This is a genomic window from Faecalibacterium sp. I2-3-92 (genome assembly GCF_023347315.1).
Lineage (GTDB): Bacteria > Bacillota > Clostridia > Oscillospirales > Ruminococcaceae > Faecalibacterium > Faecalibacterium duncaniae.
Window position 1 is genome coordinate 59,149 of record NZ_CP094470.1, and the last position, 14,632, is coordinate 73,780.

General features: G+C 51.2%; 16 protein-coding genes. 5 read left to right on the forward strand and 11 right to left on the reverse strand.

Annotated elements, in window-relative coordinates; genetic code table 11:
* Nucleotides 1-68: 68 nt before the first annotated feature.
* The 5 genes from MTP42_RS00255 to MTP42_RS00275 form a co-directional block, all read right to left on the reverse strand.
* The gene (locus MTP42_RS00255) at nucleotides 69-248 is read right to left on the reverse strand and encodes a hypothetical protein (protein WP_005927535.1); all 180 of its coding nucleotides are present in this window, start codon (nucleotides 246-248) and stop codon (nucleotides 69-71) included.
* A 355-nt stretch (nucleotides 249-603) separates the two neighbouring features.
* A complete protein-coding gene (locus MTP42_RS00260) occupies nucleotides 604-849 on the reverse strand; it encodes a helix-turn-helix domain-containing protein (protein ID WP_015536579.1) in 246 nt (81 codons plus the stop codon).
* A gap of 6 nt (nucleotides 850-855) precedes the next feature.
* Nucleotides 856-1,287, reverse strand: a complete 432-nt coding sequence (locus tag MTP42_RS00265; protein WP_156071707.1) for a sigma-70 family RNA polymerase sigma factor — start codon at nucleotides 1,285-1,287, stop codon at nucleotides 856-858.
* A 525-nt stretch (nucleotides 1,288-1,812) separates the two neighbouring features.
* Nucleotides 1,813-1,998: a cysteine-rich KTR domain-containing protein gene (locus MTP42_RS00270; RefSeq protein ID WP_097800017.1), complete on the reverse strand. Its 186-nt coding sequence runs from the start codon at nucleotides 1,996-1,998 to the stop codon at nucleotides 1,813-1,815.
* Nucleotides 1,999-2,069: 71 nt separating this feature from the next.
* Nucleotides 2,070-3,446, reverse strand: coding sequence for an MATE family efflux transporter (locus MTP42_RS00275; RefSeq protein ID WP_097793624.1), 1,377 nt, complete (start codon nucleotides 3,444-3,446; stop codon nucleotides 2,070-2,072).
* A 212-nt stretch (nucleotides 3,447-3,658) separates the two neighbouring features.
* On the opposite strand from MTP42_RS00275, the gene MTP42_RS00280 reads away from it, so the two are divergent.
* The 5 genes from MTP42_RS00280 to MTP42_RS00300 all read left to right on the forward strand — a co-directional run bounded on the left by MTP42_RS00280 (nucleotide 3,659) and on the right by MTP42_RS00300 (nucleotide 7,690).
* Nucleotides 3,659-4,198 carry a PadR family transcriptional regulator gene (locus tag MTP42_RS00280; RefSeq protein ID WP_097793623.1) on the forward strand — a complete coding sequence of 180 codons (540 nt, stop codon included), beginning with the start codon at nucleotides 3,659-3,661 and terminating at the stop codon, nucleotides 4,196-4,198.
* Nucleotides 4,199-4,506: 308 nt separating this feature from the next.
* Nucleotides 4,507-4,875, forward strand: coding sequence for a helix-turn-helix transcriptional regulator (locus MTP42_RS00285; RefSeq protein ID WP_249257694.1), 369 nt, complete (start codon nucleotides 4,507-4,509; stop codon nucleotides 4,873-4,875).
* Nucleotides 4,876-5,066: 191 nt separating this feature from the next.
* Nucleotides 5,067-5,396, forward strand: a complete 330-nt coding sequence (locus MTP42_RS00290) for a plasmid mobilization protein (RefSeq protein ID WP_015536573.1) — start codon at nucleotides 5,067-5,069, stop codon at nucleotides 5,394-5,396.
* Nucleotides 5,357-6,685 carry a relaxase/mobilization nuclease domain-containing protein gene (locus tag MTP42_RS00295; RefSeq protein WP_249257695.1) on the forward strand — a complete coding sequence of 443 codons (1,329 nt, stop codon included), beginning with the start codon at nucleotides 5,357-5,359 and terminating at the stop codon, nucleotides 6,683-6,685. The genes MTP42_RS00290 and MTP42_RS00295 overlap by 40 nt, the downstream gene beginning before the upstream one ends.
* Before the next feature lie 111 nt (nucleotides 6,686-6,796).
* Nucleotides 6,797-7,690 (forward strand): BRO-N domain-containing protein, encoded by an 894-nt coding sequence (locus MTP42_RS00300; RefSeq protein ID WP_249257696.1) that lies wholly within the window; start codon nucleotides 6,797-6,799, stop codon nucleotides 7,688-7,690.
* A 116-nt stretch (nucleotides 7,691-7,806) separates the two neighbouring features.
* On the opposite strand, the gene MTP42_RS00305 is transcribed toward MTP42_RS00300, so the two are convergent.
* The 6 genes from MTP42_RS00305 to MTP42_RS00330 all read right to left on the reverse strand — a co-directional run bounded on the left by MTP42_RS00305 (nucleotide 7,807) and on the right by MTP42_RS00330 (nucleotide 14,615).
* On the reverse strand, nucleotides 7,807-8,007 hold the full coding sequence (locus MTP42_RS00305) for a transposon-transfer assisting family protein (RefSeq protein ID WP_249241263.1): 201 nt from the start codon (nucleotides 8,005-8,007) through the stop codon (nucleotides 7,807-7,809).
* Nucleotides 8,008-8,010: 3 nt separating this feature from the next.
* The gene (locus MTP42_RS00310) at nucleotides 8,011-8,955 is read right to left on the reverse strand and encodes a hypothetical protein (protein ID WP_442899442.1); all 945 of its coding nucleotides are present in this window, start codon (nucleotides 8,953-8,955) and stop codon (nucleotides 8,011-8,013) included.
* A 3-nt stretch (nucleotides 8,956-8,958) separates the two neighbouring features.
* Nucleotides 8,959-11,487, reverse strand: coding sequence for a YodL domain-containing protein (locus MTP42_RS00315; RefSeq protein WP_442899443.1), 2,529 nt, complete (start codon nucleotides 11,485-11,487; stop codon nucleotides 8,959-8,961).
* Nucleotides 11,488-11,582: 95 nt separating this feature from the next.
* Complete coding sequence (locus tag MTP42_RS00320; RefSeq protein ID WP_249257697.1) at nucleotides 11,583-13,655, reverse strand: DNA topoisomerase 3; 2,073 nt, start codon at nucleotides 13,653-13,655, stop codon at nucleotides 11,583-11,585.
* Nucleotides 13,652-14,374 carry a DUF4366 domain-containing protein gene (locus tag MTP42_RS00325; protein ID WP_249257698.1) on the reverse strand — a complete coding sequence of 241 codons (723 nt, stop codon included), beginning with the start codon at nucleotides 14,372-14,374 and terminating at the stop codon, nucleotides 13,652-13,654. The genes MTP42_RS00320 and MTP42_RS00325 overlap by 4 nt, the downstream gene beginning before the upstream one ends.
* Entirely contained in the window at nucleotides 14,364-14,615 is a 252-nt protein-coding gene (locus MTP42_RS00330; RefSeq protein ID WP_005935081.1) for a DUF4315 family protein, read from the reverse strand. The genes MTP42_RS00325 and MTP42_RS00330 overlap by 11 nt, the downstream gene beginning before the upstream one ends.
* Nucleotides 14,616-14,632: the final 17 nt, after the last annotated feature.

Here is a 14,632-nt window from a genome sequence, read left to right on the forward strand (position 1 = left end):
CAAATTCACTTGTACACCTGTATTATAACACAATCCGCTTTCTCTGTCCGCTGCCTCCCGAAAGGTCATTATAATTTTTCGCTTTCGGATTTCATCAGCCGGAGAAGAACTTCTCCTAAGGTCTGGGAGCTTTCTTCTTTGAACACCGGCTCAACGATAAAGGAGCGATTGCCAATACGATAAGTCGAATCCAGAGTAAGCATCTCTGGATTTTTTGTTTTTTCAGGGTTTGTCTTTTTCGCTTGCATCGTAAAAATCCCCTTTCTTAAAAATCAAAAAATGAGCCAACGGATGGCTGCTGGCAGCAACCCACGGGAATCTCACCCCTGCATTCCTCATGCAGCCCTACTCATTGCCTGCGACGCTCTGAACGCTCGGACTTTGACGGTAAGGGAGTATCAGCCTGCCTGTATGTCATGGCCCGCAAGTAGCCGCGCTTGCATTGCGGCGGGGTGGTGATCGCTCCACTTTTCAAAGAAAAGCATCGTGGCGCACCCGCCGTCCGGCTCGATACAGACAGCAACGTATCCGTTTGCCCTATGATGCACCGCCATTGTCCTGCGGGCATATTTTTCAAGGTGCTGTCCCGAAACGTGGAAAGGGTTAGACCGTTTCGGCTCTGGTCACAATAGAGGAAATCAGTTTGATTTCCAGATGGCGTTTCATGTACTCGTCTATGCACACATGAGGCTGACCGTGCTTGTCATAGAGAATGCCTGTACAGAGCTTGTTGATGTAACCTCTGTAATGCTGCAAAACTTGTTCAACGGCATCGGTATCCCCGGCGCAGGCAGAGCGAATCACCGAGAGCGGTAAAAGCTCTCTGCTTGTGTGTTCATAGGAGCCCATTTACGCCTAACCTCCCTCCGGCAAGTGCGCCTTTAGCTTTTTTCGCAGCTCGTTCAGCGTTTTTGCCCGGTGCCGTTGAACAGCACTCCGGGACATTCCCATGAGGTCGCCAATCTCGCCATCGCCCAGTTCCAGAACACAAAACAGAATCAGAATGCTTTGCTCTTGCTTTGGCAGAGCGGCAAACGCATTGGCAACAAGTTCATTGTCGATGTGCAGATCACAGCCGTAGGACGAAAATACAAATTCTTCACTTGGATAATAGTCTACACTCGTGAGCTGCCCCAGTTCTTCCAACGAAAGAACGCTGAATGACTTTTCACGGTCGAGCAGGCGTTTTTTGTTTCGGTGATAGTTCCGGGCCTCATTTCGCAGCACCGCTTTGCAGAACGCATCGAATCGGTACTGTTCGCCATCGTTGCGAGGGATAGCTTCCATCTTCTCACCCCCTTTCCGTGGGGATGTCGGGTGGATTTTTCCCTTTCCGCTAATATGACACCTGAAACACCCGATTCTGCCCGCTTTTTTGAAAATTTCCAAAAATATTTTTGAAACAGGCAGCTTTTCAGGCGGCAATAGAAAAGCCCAGCAGACCGAAAACGGCCAACCGGGCATAATGGCAGCACGAAACGCGCAGTATCTACATCGTATAGTACATAGTAAAAGCCCTGCTGACCCTGTGCGGGAGCAAGGCTTTTTTTGACAGTTCAAAGCTAGGCGTTCGATAGAATATCAGGCGCATGGCGGCATCCTCCTAGTGGCCGCCATACGGACGATGAAACGCTTTGATAAGCAAAAAGAACCGGCGGCCTTGATTTTCTCAAACACCGCCGGTTCAAAATGGGCGCAAAGAGTCACCTGCTCAAACCAACGGTTTTTTCTTTCCCCGTTGGGCGGGGCAGGCTCTTATCGTATACTAAAATAAAAAAGAGCCGATAATCACAAGTGAATTTACCTTGTGCATTATCGGCTCTGCGTCTGTGCGTCTGGCTCTTGGATGATAGATAAATTTAGTTTTCTTACCGCAATCAGGGTTTCATGTTTGCATTTAGGACAATATAACGGAAAATTATCCAATATTGTATCATCGCGAATTTTCAATCGCGTTTTGCTGCCGCAAAAGGGGCATAAAATCCATTCTATCTTCATCTTATCTTCCTCTGTGCTTAGTTTTCTTCTTTTACTACCGTATAGCAAGCTGACGTTTTTTCTTCGCCTCTTTACATTTCCGAATTGGACATAACCTGTTTTTCAGCCATAGACAATTCCCGATGAAGGTGTAACGCCATAAATACAGTGATTACTACGGAAATCACATCTGCGATGGGTTGGGCATATAGGATTCCGTTCATTCCCCATACCATAGGCAGCAGCAAAATGACAGGAACAAAGCAGACACCTTGTCTACATGCTCCCAAAAAGAAACCTGCCGCACCTTTACCCAAGGCAAGGAACAAAGAGGAGTAAACCGTGTAGAAACCAAAAAGAATGAATGTGATCCCATTTGCAAACAGTGATTTTTGACCCACTAAAATCATTTGAGTATCTCCCTTAGTAAATTGAGAGATAATCTGCATAGAAAAAACAGCCATCACCAAACCTACGACTAAGCAGAAACTTGTAGACCAAATGATTGAGGTTTTGATTGCTTCGCGCAAGCGATCAAACTTCTTTGCCCCATAGCTGAATCCAGCAATAGGCTGGAACCCTTTCAGAAATCCAAAAACAACAAGAGTTCCCATAGAAGTAATTCGCGTAACCGCCCCCATACCTGCAATGACCGAATCGCCATAATTGCTGGACGCGCGGTTAATTAGCGCAATCGAAAGACTTGTCAGCAGCTGGAACACCAAAGTGGGAACTCCAATTTTTAAAATTTCCGCCATCATTTGCCTCGTAGGAGAAAACTCTTTTATGCTGAACGTAAATACGCTTTTTTTGCGAAGGACATAGGTGAGATAAACAAGCGTGGATACCATTTGCGAAATTGCTGTGGCGATTGCTGCACCTTCTACTCCCATGTCCAAAATATAAATGAAAAGAGGGTCTAATCCGATGTTCAATACGGCTCCCAATAGCAAGGCACACATGGTCGTTTTTGCTGCACCCTCGCTACTTACAATATTGTTCATTGTTACATTAAACACATTGAAAATACAGGACAGCACATAAATTCTTGCGTATGTCGAGGCATACGGCATAATTGTTTCCGTCGCTCCCACCATCACCAAAATTGGTTTAAGGAAAATCGTAGAAAGTAGAATGATAATAGCACCAATCAGAATACTGCTATACAGTGCGGTGCTTGCCACTTTATCGGCGGTATCTTTATCTCCGCGTCCTAATAGTCTTGACAGATAGGATGCGGCTCCGTTACCGAACATAAGACCTAAACCAACCACAACTTGTCCCAACGGAAATACGATAGAAATAGCACCCATTTGACTTTTTCCCAAACCAGCCACAAAATAGGCATCCACCAGATTATAGAGTGCATTGATCAACATCCCAATCATAATCGGTATGCCGAGAGCCATCAGAGCTTTGGGGATAGGCGCACTGCCCAAAAGCTCAAGTTTGTTGTTGCGTTCATTCATTGTTAAAACTCCTTTCGTCTCTTCAGGTATAATTTACAGTAGTGTAGGCCATAGTGCTACACAGTATAAATAATAGTACTATAATTTATAGTATATGTCAAGAGGTGAGGCAATTTATCTTGACAAAAAGTATAAAATACAATACTATATTTTATAGTGAATTTGACGGTGTTCTTTTATTCAGAAAACATAGCGAAAGGACGTGATTCCACATGGCAACCATAGATTTAATTGTATTGGGAATATTGAAAAAGGAGCCAATGAGTGCCTACGATATTCAAAAGTTGGTAGAATATAGAAACATATCCAAATGGGTAAAAATCAGCACTCCATCCATTTATAAAAAAGCCATTCAGTTAGAAGAAAAGGGGCTAATCCGAGGCGAAATCGTAAAAGAAGGGAAGATGCCAGAAAAAGTGATTTATTCCCTGACGGATGCCGGAGAAGCAGAATTTGAACGGCTCATGTTTGAGATTTCTGAAAAACCTATTAACATTTTTCTAGACTTCAACGCAGTTATTGTGAATTTGGATTCCTTGCCACCTGAAAAGCAAAAATCGTGTATAGCAGAAATTGAGGAAAATATTAGTACCTTAAAATCCTATCTGGAATATAATATACAGAAAAAAGAAAATGAACCCAGTATTCCCGCAACAGGTATGGCTGTTTTGCGTCAGCAGTATGTACTGGTGGAAGCAATCCAAGCATGGATTGCTTTATTAAAAGAGAATCAAATAAATCCTTTAGAATAAAGACGAAAAAAAATAGAGCAGTTTACCTAGAATTTAAGCTTTACTGTTACTCAAACAAGTGGCATTTTAACTCTCTACATATCGTTGGAATGAACTTCTGGATGCTGTATGTTATTTTGATCTTGGCAGGAAAGGAAGCGTTCGTGTTTATATTCTTGTGTTCGCTTTGACAACCACTGCAAAGGATTATGTATAATCAAGTGAATGATAGCAGTATCAAAATATGAATTATAAAATGTAGACAGAATGGACATAGCAACATTTCGCCAATCGCTCATGAACTATAAAATGTATATGGGTGATGCAGAATGGCGAAAATTGAGGACTGTCCCGGCTTTGAAACGTTCGGAGCGGATGTCAAGGCAGCTCGAAAGGCAAAACAACTTTCCCGCAGTGCGCTGGCTGACATGATACATTGTGACAGCCGGTATCTTGCGAATATCGAGAACGAAGGCACGCTGCCCAGCTTGCCGGTGGTGATTCAGCTGATAAGAATATGCGGTCTACCCGTGGAACGCTACTTCAACCCGGAACTCATGCGGGAAGAAAGTGCAGAGCGTCAGCGGGTCAGCCACAAGCTGCAGCTTTGCCCGGAAGAATACTTACCCATCGTAGAAGGTGCCATTGACGGTGCCCTGCGAATCCATGAACAGGAAAAAGAACCGGCGTGTGTCTGATTGCCACGCACGGTTATTGAGAGGATGCAAAAAGCGTCCTCTTATTTTTTTGCATTTTGCGGGCAAAACGGGGGTGTTGTGGTGTCATAGTAGTGGGGAAAGGTAACGTAGCAAGCATAGGGAGTGTAGCCACTCCCGGCAGAAATGCTTGCTGGGGAGTACCCCAGACCCCCAAGAAACGAGGTGAAACTATGACGAACCGAACCCGAAAAATTGTTCTGCGTGTTCCCGTGACGCCGGAGGAACAGGAACTTATCCGGCAGAAGATGGCTCTGCTGCACACACGGAATTTTTCTGCCTACGCCCGGAAGATGCTGATAGATGGTTATGTTGTCCACATCGACACCACTGACATCCGGGCACAGACCGCCGAATTGCAGAAGATCGGTGTCAATGTCAATCAGATTGCACGGCGGCTGAACAGCATGGGGCCGCTGTACACACAAGACGTTGCGGACATCAAGGGAGCATTGGCGCAGATATGGCAGTTACAAAGATACATCCTATCAAGTCAACGCTGAAAAAGGCATTGGACTACATCGAGAATCCGGCCAAGACGGACGAAAAAATGCTGGTGTCCTCCTTTGCCTGCTCCTACGAAACCGCCGACATCGAATTTGAACTGCTGCTGTCACAGGCCATGCAGAAAGGCAACAATCTGGCCCACCACTTGATACAGTCTTTTGCGCCGGGCGAAACCACGCCGGAGCAGGCCCACGAGATTGGTCGGCAGCTTGCAGATGAAGTCCTGCAAGGAAAATATCCCTATGTGCTGACCACCCACATTGACAAAGGGCACGTCCACAACCACATCATCTTTTGCGCCGTGGACATGGTGAACCAACGAAAGTATGTTTCCAATCGCCAGAGCTATGCCTACATCCGGCGCACCAGCGACCGTCTGTGCAAGGAACACGGCCTGTCCGTGGTAATGCCCGGCCAAGACAGGGGCAAGAGCTATGCCGAGTGGGACGCGCACCGCAAGGGCACGAGTTGGAAGGCGAAGCTGAAAGCCGACATAGATGCAGCCATCCCGCAGGCCAAGGATTTTGACGATTTTCTGCGGCTCCTGCAGGAGCAGGGCTATGAAGTCAAGCGGGGCAAGTATGTTTCGTTCCGTGCACCCGGACAGGGGCGGTTCACTCGCTGCAAAACGCTGGGCGAAGCCTACACCGAAGAAGCTATCACCGAGCGCATCAAAGGGCGGTTTGCGGAGCGGAAGCCCAAAGAAAACCGCAAAATTTCGCTGCGGATTGATTTGGAGAACAGCATCAAGGCCCAGCAGTCCGCAGGGTACGAGAAGTGGGCAAAACTCCACAATCTGAAACAGGCTGCCCGGACGCTGAACTTTCTGACGGAGCATGAAATTGATAGTTACCCGGATTTGGAAAGCCGGGTGGCCGAGATCACCGCCGCCAGCACCGAAGCTGCCGCCGCATTGAAAGCAGCAGAGCGCCGGCTTGCAGAAATGGCCGTGCTGATAAAGGATGTCACCACCTGTAAGGAACTGCACCCACTGTTGCAGGAGTATCAGCGGGCTGCTGACAAAAAGCAGTTCCGACGTAAGCATGAAGGAACCTTGATTCTCTATGAAGCAGCGGCGAAAGCTCTAAAAGAGCAGGGCTTTCAAAAGCTGCCCGACCTCTACGCCCTGAAAAACGAGTATAAGCAACTGGCCGAGCAGAAAGACCAGCTGCAACAGCAGTACACCGAAGCCAAACGCCAGATGCAGGAGTATGGCATTATCAAGCAGAATGTGGACGGCATCCTACGGACAACACCGGGAAAGGAGCAGATGCAGGAACGGTAAATCTGCACAAAATATTGTTCGGATTTTTGAACCCCAAACGCTTAGACCGGGTGGCGTTTCCACCCGAAATCATGTAAAATAGACTTAGACAACGAAAGCGAGGGACCCTCTATGGCAGAAGTGAACGATAACAGCTCTATCCAGCTTTTTGAAGATCAGAAAATTCGTACTGCATGGGATGCAGAAAAGGAAGAATGGTATTTTGCCATCGTTGATGTGATTGCTGTTCTGACTGACAGCGCAGACCCACAGAACTATTGGCGCGTTCTAAAAAAGCGTCTTAAAGACGAAGGAAATGAAACCATTACAAATTGTAATGGTTTGAAAATGACCGCTCCTGACGGCAAAAAGCGCAAAACGGATGTCGCTAACACTGAACAGCTCCTGCGCATCATCCAGTCAATCCCATCTCCGAAAGCTGAACCGTTCAAGGCATGGCTGGCAATGGTAGGCAAAGAACGCATCGAGGAAACAATCGACCCGGAGCAGGCCATTGACCGTGCGCTTGATACCTATTTGAAGAAAGGCTACTCCGAAGAATGGATTCACCAGCGGCTTTTGGCAATCCGTATCCGAAACGAACTGACAGACGAATGGAAGAAGCGCGGAGTGCAAAAGGGCAAGGAGTACGCCATCCTGACCGATGAAATCTCCCGCGCATGGTCCGGCATGACCACGGGGCAGTACAAGCGGCTGAAAGGTCTGACAAAAGAAAATCTCCGGGACAACATGACCGATTTGGAACTTGTGCTGACCATGCTGGCCGAAGCCTCCACCACGGATATTTCCAAAACTGCAAAGCCACAGACCTTTGAAGAAAACAAGCAGGTTGCCAAACGTGGCGGCAAGGTGGCCGGCATTGCACGGCAGGCTCTTGAAGCGGAAACCGGCAAGCCTGTTATCACAGAAAAGAATGCGTTTGACTTCCAGCAGCTTGTGACCGACATTGTAGAAGATGCCGCCGAACTGTCGGAAAATCCCACCGAGAAAAAAGATAAAGACTGATACATGAAAAATAGCCGGACACAGCAACCCCAAGGCCACCGTGTCCGGCTATTTCTGTGTTGACAACGACACATTACTTTGATTGAAAATAATGTGTGGTTGTCAAGCTGGCGGTATCACTCACCCGTGAAATCAAACCTCTGTCCGTCAAAGTCAGCATCGGTCATGCGCTCCAACTTGGCAATGGTCCCGTTCACCAGCCGCCGCATTTCCGTGTCCATGTCCGGCAGGGCGGCGAGCATCCGCGCCATCGTTCGACGGCGGTCAGAAGTGTGGTACATACAAATCAAATTTTCTTCTTCTACGCTGAAATTCATGCGTCAGACCTCCATTTCGTGTTGCTTGCTGCGGGCCGCTGCCTTTTTCGGGCTGGCGGCCTGTTTTGTTTCGGAAAGCTGCTTGCGAACGGAAGCACGGGGCTTACAGATGCCCTTGTCCCGGTTCTCGTTTTTGTCAACTAGCGCGTAGATGCCAAAACGGTCTTTCACGCTGGACAGGTGCAGGGACTTGTACGGCAGCATGGCAAGCAGCTGGTCCGTGTCCCGGCTGGATGCCAGCTTGGTGAAATAAGGCGATACCTCCACCATAAAATGATTCTTGTCTGGGCTGTTAGGAGCAGCCAGCCGCTTCATATTGGTTGCAATGCGCTGAGCCTCGGCCTCGATCAGCCCAGTGTGCAGTTCCGCAAGATGTTCTTTGAAATCACCGGGCCGTGCCGGTTCCCTGCTGCGCTGCTCCTGCCGGATGGCCGCTTGCAGAAGTTCCGGGTCACGGGGCTGCATTTCATACCGCACGAACTCTCCAAAATATTTGTCCGGGCGGCTGTCGAAATGCTCTTTCGGGCCAATCTCCCGCATCCCGCTTTCGTAGATCAGACGGTTGGCACCCACGGGCAGGGCGGCTTCCCGGATGTGCTGGAAATGCTGCTGATAGTCCAATTCATACAGATTGCCTTGCACGGTTCCATTGGCTGCGCCGGTCAGCTCCACCGCATAGGCAAGAATCCTGTCGTGGGTCTGCTCGCCGCAAAATTTCCATGTGTTGTAGGCTTGGGTATCTTTGAGCAGCACGTCCCGTTCCCGGAAGCAGAATGTTCCAGAAGGCCGGGACAGCCACAACAGCAGCTTATCTTCCGGCTGGTCGCTGCGGGCGGCCTCCCGCAGCATCTTGATGTCATAGGCAAAATCGCTCTGATAGTATGCGGTGTTCTGGTGCATAATGGCTTCCAGCGCAGCGATCACATCCATATTTTCAAATTTTTGCACGGCTTATACCTCCAATTCCTTTGTCTTTTCCCGTGGCGGTGTTTGCTTGCTCTGCTCCTTTTTTGCGGCATCCAGCTGTGCCCGGATGGATGGCTTTTTCGGCTTGGCCGTGTGGGACTTCTTGGCTTTTGGTGCCTTTTCTTCGGCCTTGACTGCGGCGGCAAGGTCCGTCAGAGAGATTTGTTCTCCGGCTTTTGCTTTGGCCTCCAATTCGCCCAGAGAGGGCGTATTGTTCAGCACGCCATCAATCATATTTTCGTTTTGTTCGGTGGAAAGTTCTGCGGTGCACAGCGGGTTTTCCCGCAAGAACTCTGGCACCTGCTGGAAGCCCACACTGTCGCAGTAGTGGGCGGTGTCCTGCCCATTCTGGTGCAGTACCACCACATCCGAAACAGACAGTGAGTGTCCCTTGAAATCTGCCGGATGGTCCACGTTGAACGTGCGGTAGAGGTCCTCCAACGTGGTGCCAGCAGCCAGCGGCGCGGCGTAAACCTCCGTATAGTTGGCCTTGTCCACGGACAAACCAGCGGCCTGCAGGCGGTCGTAGGGCTCAAAACGGTAATCGCGGGTGGAATCTTCATTGCGCAGCTGGTAGATGGAAAAGCTGTCCTGCTGCGGTGCTTCAAAGCCTGCCGCTGCGTATTCCTCTACGGTCATTCCAGCATCGGCAGCTTCCTGCGCGATCTCGGCCTGTACCTGTGCCTTATAGTCCTGCAAGGTCTGGTCAAAGTCGGCCAGCTTGGGCGGTTCCGGCAAGTCATACTGGCCTTGGTTGAGCAGCGGGCGGCAGTCCTGCACATAGGCCACAACAGCGTTGTAATAGGCCGCCTGTTCCGGCGAAATGTTCTGCCCCTCCTGCAAAGCGGTGGCGGCGGTCTGCTCCATAGCGGAAAGATTGCAATGTTGTTTGAGGTACGGGATAAACTCGGTCAGCACCATTTCCCGCTCTGCCTTGTCTTGTTCCCACGCTTCCGGGCCTTTGTTGTGCAGAACAAAATTTTTCCAGTTCTCGTCCTTGGCGTAGTATTCGTGGTAGTTCTGGATATGCTGAACCAAAGAACCCTCTCCGTCACCAAAATCTTGCCGTCCCTCGTAGTTGTCGGGCTGGCCGTTCAGGGTAAAATCAATACGGAATGCGGTCTTGTCGTACCAGCCGCCCGTGTAGCCGTCCTTTTCCCGGTCCGTGTGCTGGGCGGTGTCCAGTTTTTCAAAAACTCGGTTTGCCACGGACAGCGGCATGATTTCGCCGTCCTGCAGCTTGTCGCTTTCACTCCACAGAACCGTGACCGTAGGCTCTGCGGCGGGGTCTGGAATTTTAATGGGCGTGGGAATTTCGTTTGCCTTTTCCGCCGCCTCTTGGAACGCCGCCAGCTTGTCGCCCAACAGGACTTCCGACACTGCGGCTGTCTGCCCCAGCAGATTAAGTGCTTCCTGCCCGGCATCTGGCAGGGTCAGACCGGGCGCGTCCAGCTGCCCACCGTCCAGAGCCGTGTGGTCCGGGCCATACAGAGTGTAGTCATAGCCAGAATCACAGGTCTGGATGAACAGGGTGTTGCCACTGTCCAGCACAAATGCAGTCTCCTGTGCAGCAGAAAGGTCTGCTTCCCGCTGCTGGCGCAGCTCTGCCAGATGTTCGTCCAGTGCAGAGATCAGCTCATGGGCTGTGCTGCGGATAACTTCCAGAGAGGCTTTCAGTTCCGCCAGTTCCCGGCCCGAACTCCACCCAGCCACATAGCCAAACGAATACTCAGACGTGTCCAGCCCATAGTGCTGGCAGACAGTATAGGCCACGCTTTCGGCCTGCACCTCGCGGGTGCGGCTGTCCGGGCGGTTGGTCTGTTCCGGGTCGTTGGGGTCGATGGCGTGGAGCTTGGCATGGGCAATCTCGTGGATGGCCGTCTTGATGGTCTGTAACTGGCTCATGCCCTCTTGGATGGCAATGCGGTTGTCGAGAAGATGAAAGTAACCATGCGCCCCGCCCTCGATGTCCTCAAACCCGATGGGTACCGGGGATGCCTGCTCCAATGCCTTGAAAAAATCTTGGTAGTCCTGCACGCTGCCGGACAGTTCATTCACCGCGATAGAGGGCAGAGGTGCGCCCTCGGTCTGGCTGACATCGAACACGGACACCACCTTGAACGCCGGAATCTGTACCGTTTTTTCCTCGGTCAGCGGCTTGCCGTCCTTGTCCAGAATCGGCTTGCCCTGTTCGTCCAGCTTTTCCATCTTCTGCTTGACCTTGTACGGCGCAGGAGCCAGAATCTTGATGCCTTTTTCGCCTTTCTTTACGGTGCGGTGGAACGTGTCTTTCCACTTGTTGAAGCCCGCCACCAGCTGCCCGCCCTGCATGGCGATCAGCAAGGTGTTGTTGAAGCTGTAATTGTGGAATTTCGCCATCGTGGTGAGGTAGGCCTTGTAGCGGTCGCTGTCGAACAACTGCTGAATCCCTGTTTCCAGCCGGTCCGTAATTTCTTTCATGCGTTCCGCGCTGTCCTTTCCGTTCAGGATAATGGGAATAACTTTCTGCTCCATGATGTAAACTCCTTTATTTTGCTATCCTACGGATAGAGAGAGTCGGTTATGGCAAAATGAATGCTTCACCTTACCATAACCGGCCCTCGTTTTCTTTATCCCTTACGCTCTACCCGGTAATTGACGTACTTGCCTCCCGTATCTGCTAGAAGTACTGTTGCATCATAGGTTTTGCCTGTTTTCTCGGAGTAGAGGCCCTTGACCTTTGCCTTACCGTTTTTGAGCAGAGCGGCGGCGATCTTTGGGGTGAACGCCTTTTTGCGCTGCTCAAAGAAGCGGTCATTCTTCCACATCACGAACTGACAGCTACGATTCCCGCAGTAGAAATTCTTTTTGCCCTCATAGACGTTTTCACCACACCGGGGACACTTGCCGATGATAACCCGTTCCGACTGGAACAGGTTTTGTTTGTCCGCGCTGATGCAGGAATAGGTCTTGACCAGCTGACGCACCTGCGCTTCAATTTCGGCCATAAACTCGTCCGGGTCTGCGCTGCCTTTGGCAATCTCGGTCAGACGGTTTTCCCATTCAGCAGTCAGAGCGGGAGAGGTCAGGCTTTCCGGCAGAACCACCGCCAGATTGATGCCGTCCTTGGTGGGGACAAGCTGCTTACCCTTGCGCTGCACAAAGCCCATTTGCACCAGTTTTTCCAGAATCGCGGCACGGGTGGCCGGAGTGCCCAGCCCCTTACGTTCCGCTTCCTCCGGCATATCTTCGGCCCCGGCCCGCTCCATTGCCGACAGGAGCGTATCTTCGGTGTAGGCTTTCGGCGGGGACGTGAAGTGTTCCGAAACGTTAGCCATCACGGAAAAACTCTGTCCCTCGGCCGGTTCCGGCAGGGTGTTCAGCACTTCTTCCTCGGTATCCGCTTTCAGGTTGGAGCGGAACCGCTGGTCGATTTCTTTCCAACCGGGAACAAGCACCGTCTTTCCCTTGGCGGTGAACTCGTTCCCGGCGCAGGAGAACACAGCAGTCACCGTTTCGTACTCATGGGGCGCAGCCACGGCGCAGAGCAGCTTGGAGCAGACAAGGTTCATCAGCTTGCTCTCACTTTCCGCAAGACCAGTGAACCCCTGCTTTACAAATTCGGACGTGGGGATGATGGCGTGGTGGTCCGATACCTTTTTGCTGTTCAGAATCCGGCCCACTTCCGGGGTCAAGCCAAGCCCTTGGGCAAAGGGCAGCAGCCCCAGCAGGTCAGACACAAGATGTTGTGCTGTCTGGCCCATATCCTCGGTCAGATATTGGCTGTCGGTGCGGGGATAGGTCAGCAGTTTCTTTTCGTAAAGTTGCTGGGCATAATCAAGGGTCTGCTTTGCCGTGAAACCGAACAGGCGGTTTGCCTCCCGCTGCAAGGTGGTCAGGTCATAGAGCTTGGGCGGCTGTTCTGTCTTTTTCTCCCGTTTGACAGAAGTACAGACGGCAACTGCACTCGTGCATTTTTCTTTGAGAGAATTTGCGGTTTCTGCATCCGCAATGCACCCACTGTCTGCTTTCAGGCTGCCGGAATGGATGCCGACCGTGTAATACTTTTCTTTCTGGAAGCGCAGGATTTTTGCGTCCCGGTCCACCAACATTTTCAGTGTCGGGGTCTGCACCCGGCCTACCGTCAGGGTTTTGTGATACAGCACCGAAAACAGTCGCGTTGCATTGATGCCCACCAGCCAATCTGCTTTTGCACGGCAGAGGGCCGATTGGTACAGCGCATCATAATCCGAATCCGGGCGCAGGTTTGCAAAGCCCTCCCGGATGGCGGCATCCTCCATGCTGGAAACCCAGAGCCGCTTCACAGGTTTCGTGCAGCCGGCCATTTGGTAGACGAAACGGAAAATCAGTTCTCCCTCCCGACCTGCATCGGTCGCGGCGGTCACACTGTCCACATCCGGGCGGTTGAGCAGAGAGCGCACAATTTCAAACTGCTGTTTCTTTTCGTCCGGGACAATGAACTGCCACGGCTGGGGCAGGATGGGCAAATCTTCATACTTCCACTTGCAGTATTTTTCATCGTACTGGCCCGCTTCCGCAAAGGACACCAGATGCCCGATGCACCAGCTGACCAGATACCCGCCGCCCTGCCAATAGCCGTTTTGCTTTTCAGTGGCCCCGATCACGGCGGCGATGCTGCGGGCTACACTGGGCTTTTCGGCAATTACCAGCTGAACGCTCATGTTTCGTCCTCCTGTCCATCCTCCGAATGAATCTCGATTTCAGCAGGTTCCTCGTCTGCATCTTCGTCCTCGCCAAAATCGTATTCGTCCAGATCATCGTGCCCGGTGGTGTCGGCCTTGGGTTTGCGGAACTTGAAATAGTAGAGTGCTGCGCCGCCGCCCGCCAGAGCCAGCACCAGCAGGATTATCAGACTGCCCATGTTGGACTTGGGCTTTTCCTGCGGCGTTTCGGTGTCGGTTTTCACCGCTTCCGGGGCCGTGCAGTTGCGCAGGCTCTTTTCACACAAGGGGCAGTTTTCGTTGACGTTTCCGGCCTCACATTTCACGGTGCAGGTGCAGAACTCGGTGTCCTGCGGTTCTTCATCCAGCAGGGCCAGCAAGTCGGCATCGTCCACTTGGTTCAGGAAGTGAACGGACGTTTCCTTGTCCTCGTTGGCGCGGTCAATCAGGATGTAAAAATAATTCCCGGCCTTGGTGGTCACGGTGATAAGCTGCTTGTCGCCGTAAAAATCATCCACCAGTGTTGCGTTGCCTTTGGGCGTGATGGGCACACCCTCCGGCTCCATGCCGCCCGTGGTGGGTTCTTCTTCGATAATCTCCGGCAGAGGTTCCGGGGCAGGGTCAGAGCCGCTTGCAAAAGCGGGCATGGAAAAGGAGCAGAGGCAGAGCAGGATAGCCAGCAGCCCAGCTGCAAAACGGCGGTTCCAATCAGGTTTCATTGGCGGCATCCTCCTGTTTGTGGTACGGGGTGACAGTGGGTGCAGCGTTCAGCGCACCGCTGCGCAGGAAGGCTGCGAACTCGTCCGGCTTCATGTTCATGCTGCGCACCAGCTGAATGATCTGCAAGTTTTCCTGTTCAGTCTTTGCAGCTTCCAGTTCTTTCAACTGCTGCTGGTATTCAGAGATTTTTTCTTTGAGCCGTTCAATATCGCGCTCAATGCGGGAAAGTCTTTTTGCCATACAAAATCCTTTCTGGC

Bases quoted from the DNA above. Each gene is read 5' to 3' on its own strand.
- MTP42_RS00255 (WP_005927535.1), bottom strand. From the start codon at position 248: ATGCAAGCGAAAAAGACAAACCCTGAAAAAACAAAAAATCCAGAGATG.
- MTP42_RS00260 (WP_015536579.1), bottom strand. From the start codon at position 849: ATGGGCTCCTATGAACACACAAGCAGAGAGCTTTTACCGCTCTCGGTG.
- MTP42_RS00265 (WP_156071707.1), bottom strand. From the start codon at position 1,287: ATGGAAGCTATCCCTCGCAACGATGGCGAACAGTACCGATTCGATGCG.
- MTP42_RS00270 (WP_097800017.1), bottom strand. From the start codon at position 1,998: ATGAAGATAGAATGGATTTTATGCCCCTTTTGCGGCAGCAAAACGCGA.
- MTP42_RS00275 (WP_097793624.1), bottom strand. From the start codon at position 3,446: ATGAATGAACGCAACAACAAACTTGAGCTTTTGGGCAGTGCGCCTATC.
- MTP42_RS00280 (WP_097793623.1), top strand. From the start codon at position 3,659: ATGGCAACCATAGATTTAATTGTATTGGGAATATTGAAAAAGGAGCCA.
- MTP42_RS00285 (WP_249257694.1), top strand. From the start codon at position 4,507: ATGGCGAAAATTGAGGACTGTCCCGGCTTTGAAACGTTCGGAGCGGAT.
- MTP42_RS00290 (WP_015536573.1), top strand. From the start codon at position 5,067: ATGACGAACCGAACCCGAAAAATTGTTCTGCGTGTTCCCGTGACGCCG.
- MTP42_RS00295 (WP_249257695.1), top strand. From the start codon at position 5,357: ATGGCAGTTACAAAGATACATCCTATCAAGTCAACGCTGAAAAAGGCA.
- MTP42_RS00300 (WP_249257696.1), top strand. From the start codon at position 6,797: ATGGCAGAAGTGAACGATAACAGCTCTATCCAGCTTTTTGAAGATCAG.
- MTP42_RS00305 (WP_249241263.1), bottom strand. From the start codon at position 8,007: ATGAATTTCAGCGTAGAAGAAGAAAATTTGATTTGTATGTACCACACT.
- MTP42_RS00315 (WP_442899443.1), bottom strand. From the start codon at position 11,487: ATGGAGCAGAAAGTTATTCCCATTATCCTGAACGGAAAGGACAGCGCG.
- MTP42_RS00320 (WP_249257697.1), bottom strand. From the start codon at position 13,655: ATGAGCGTTCAGCTGGTAATTGCCGAAAAGCCCAGTGTAGCCCGCAGC.
- MTP42_RS00325 (WP_249257698.1), bottom strand. From the start codon at position 14,374: ATGAAACCTGATTGGAACCGCCGTTTTGCAGCTGGGCTGCTGGCTATC.
- MTP42_RS00330 (WP_005935081.1), bottom strand. From the start codon at position 14,615: ATGGCAAAAAGACTTTCCCGCATTGAGCGCGATATTGAACGGCTCAAA.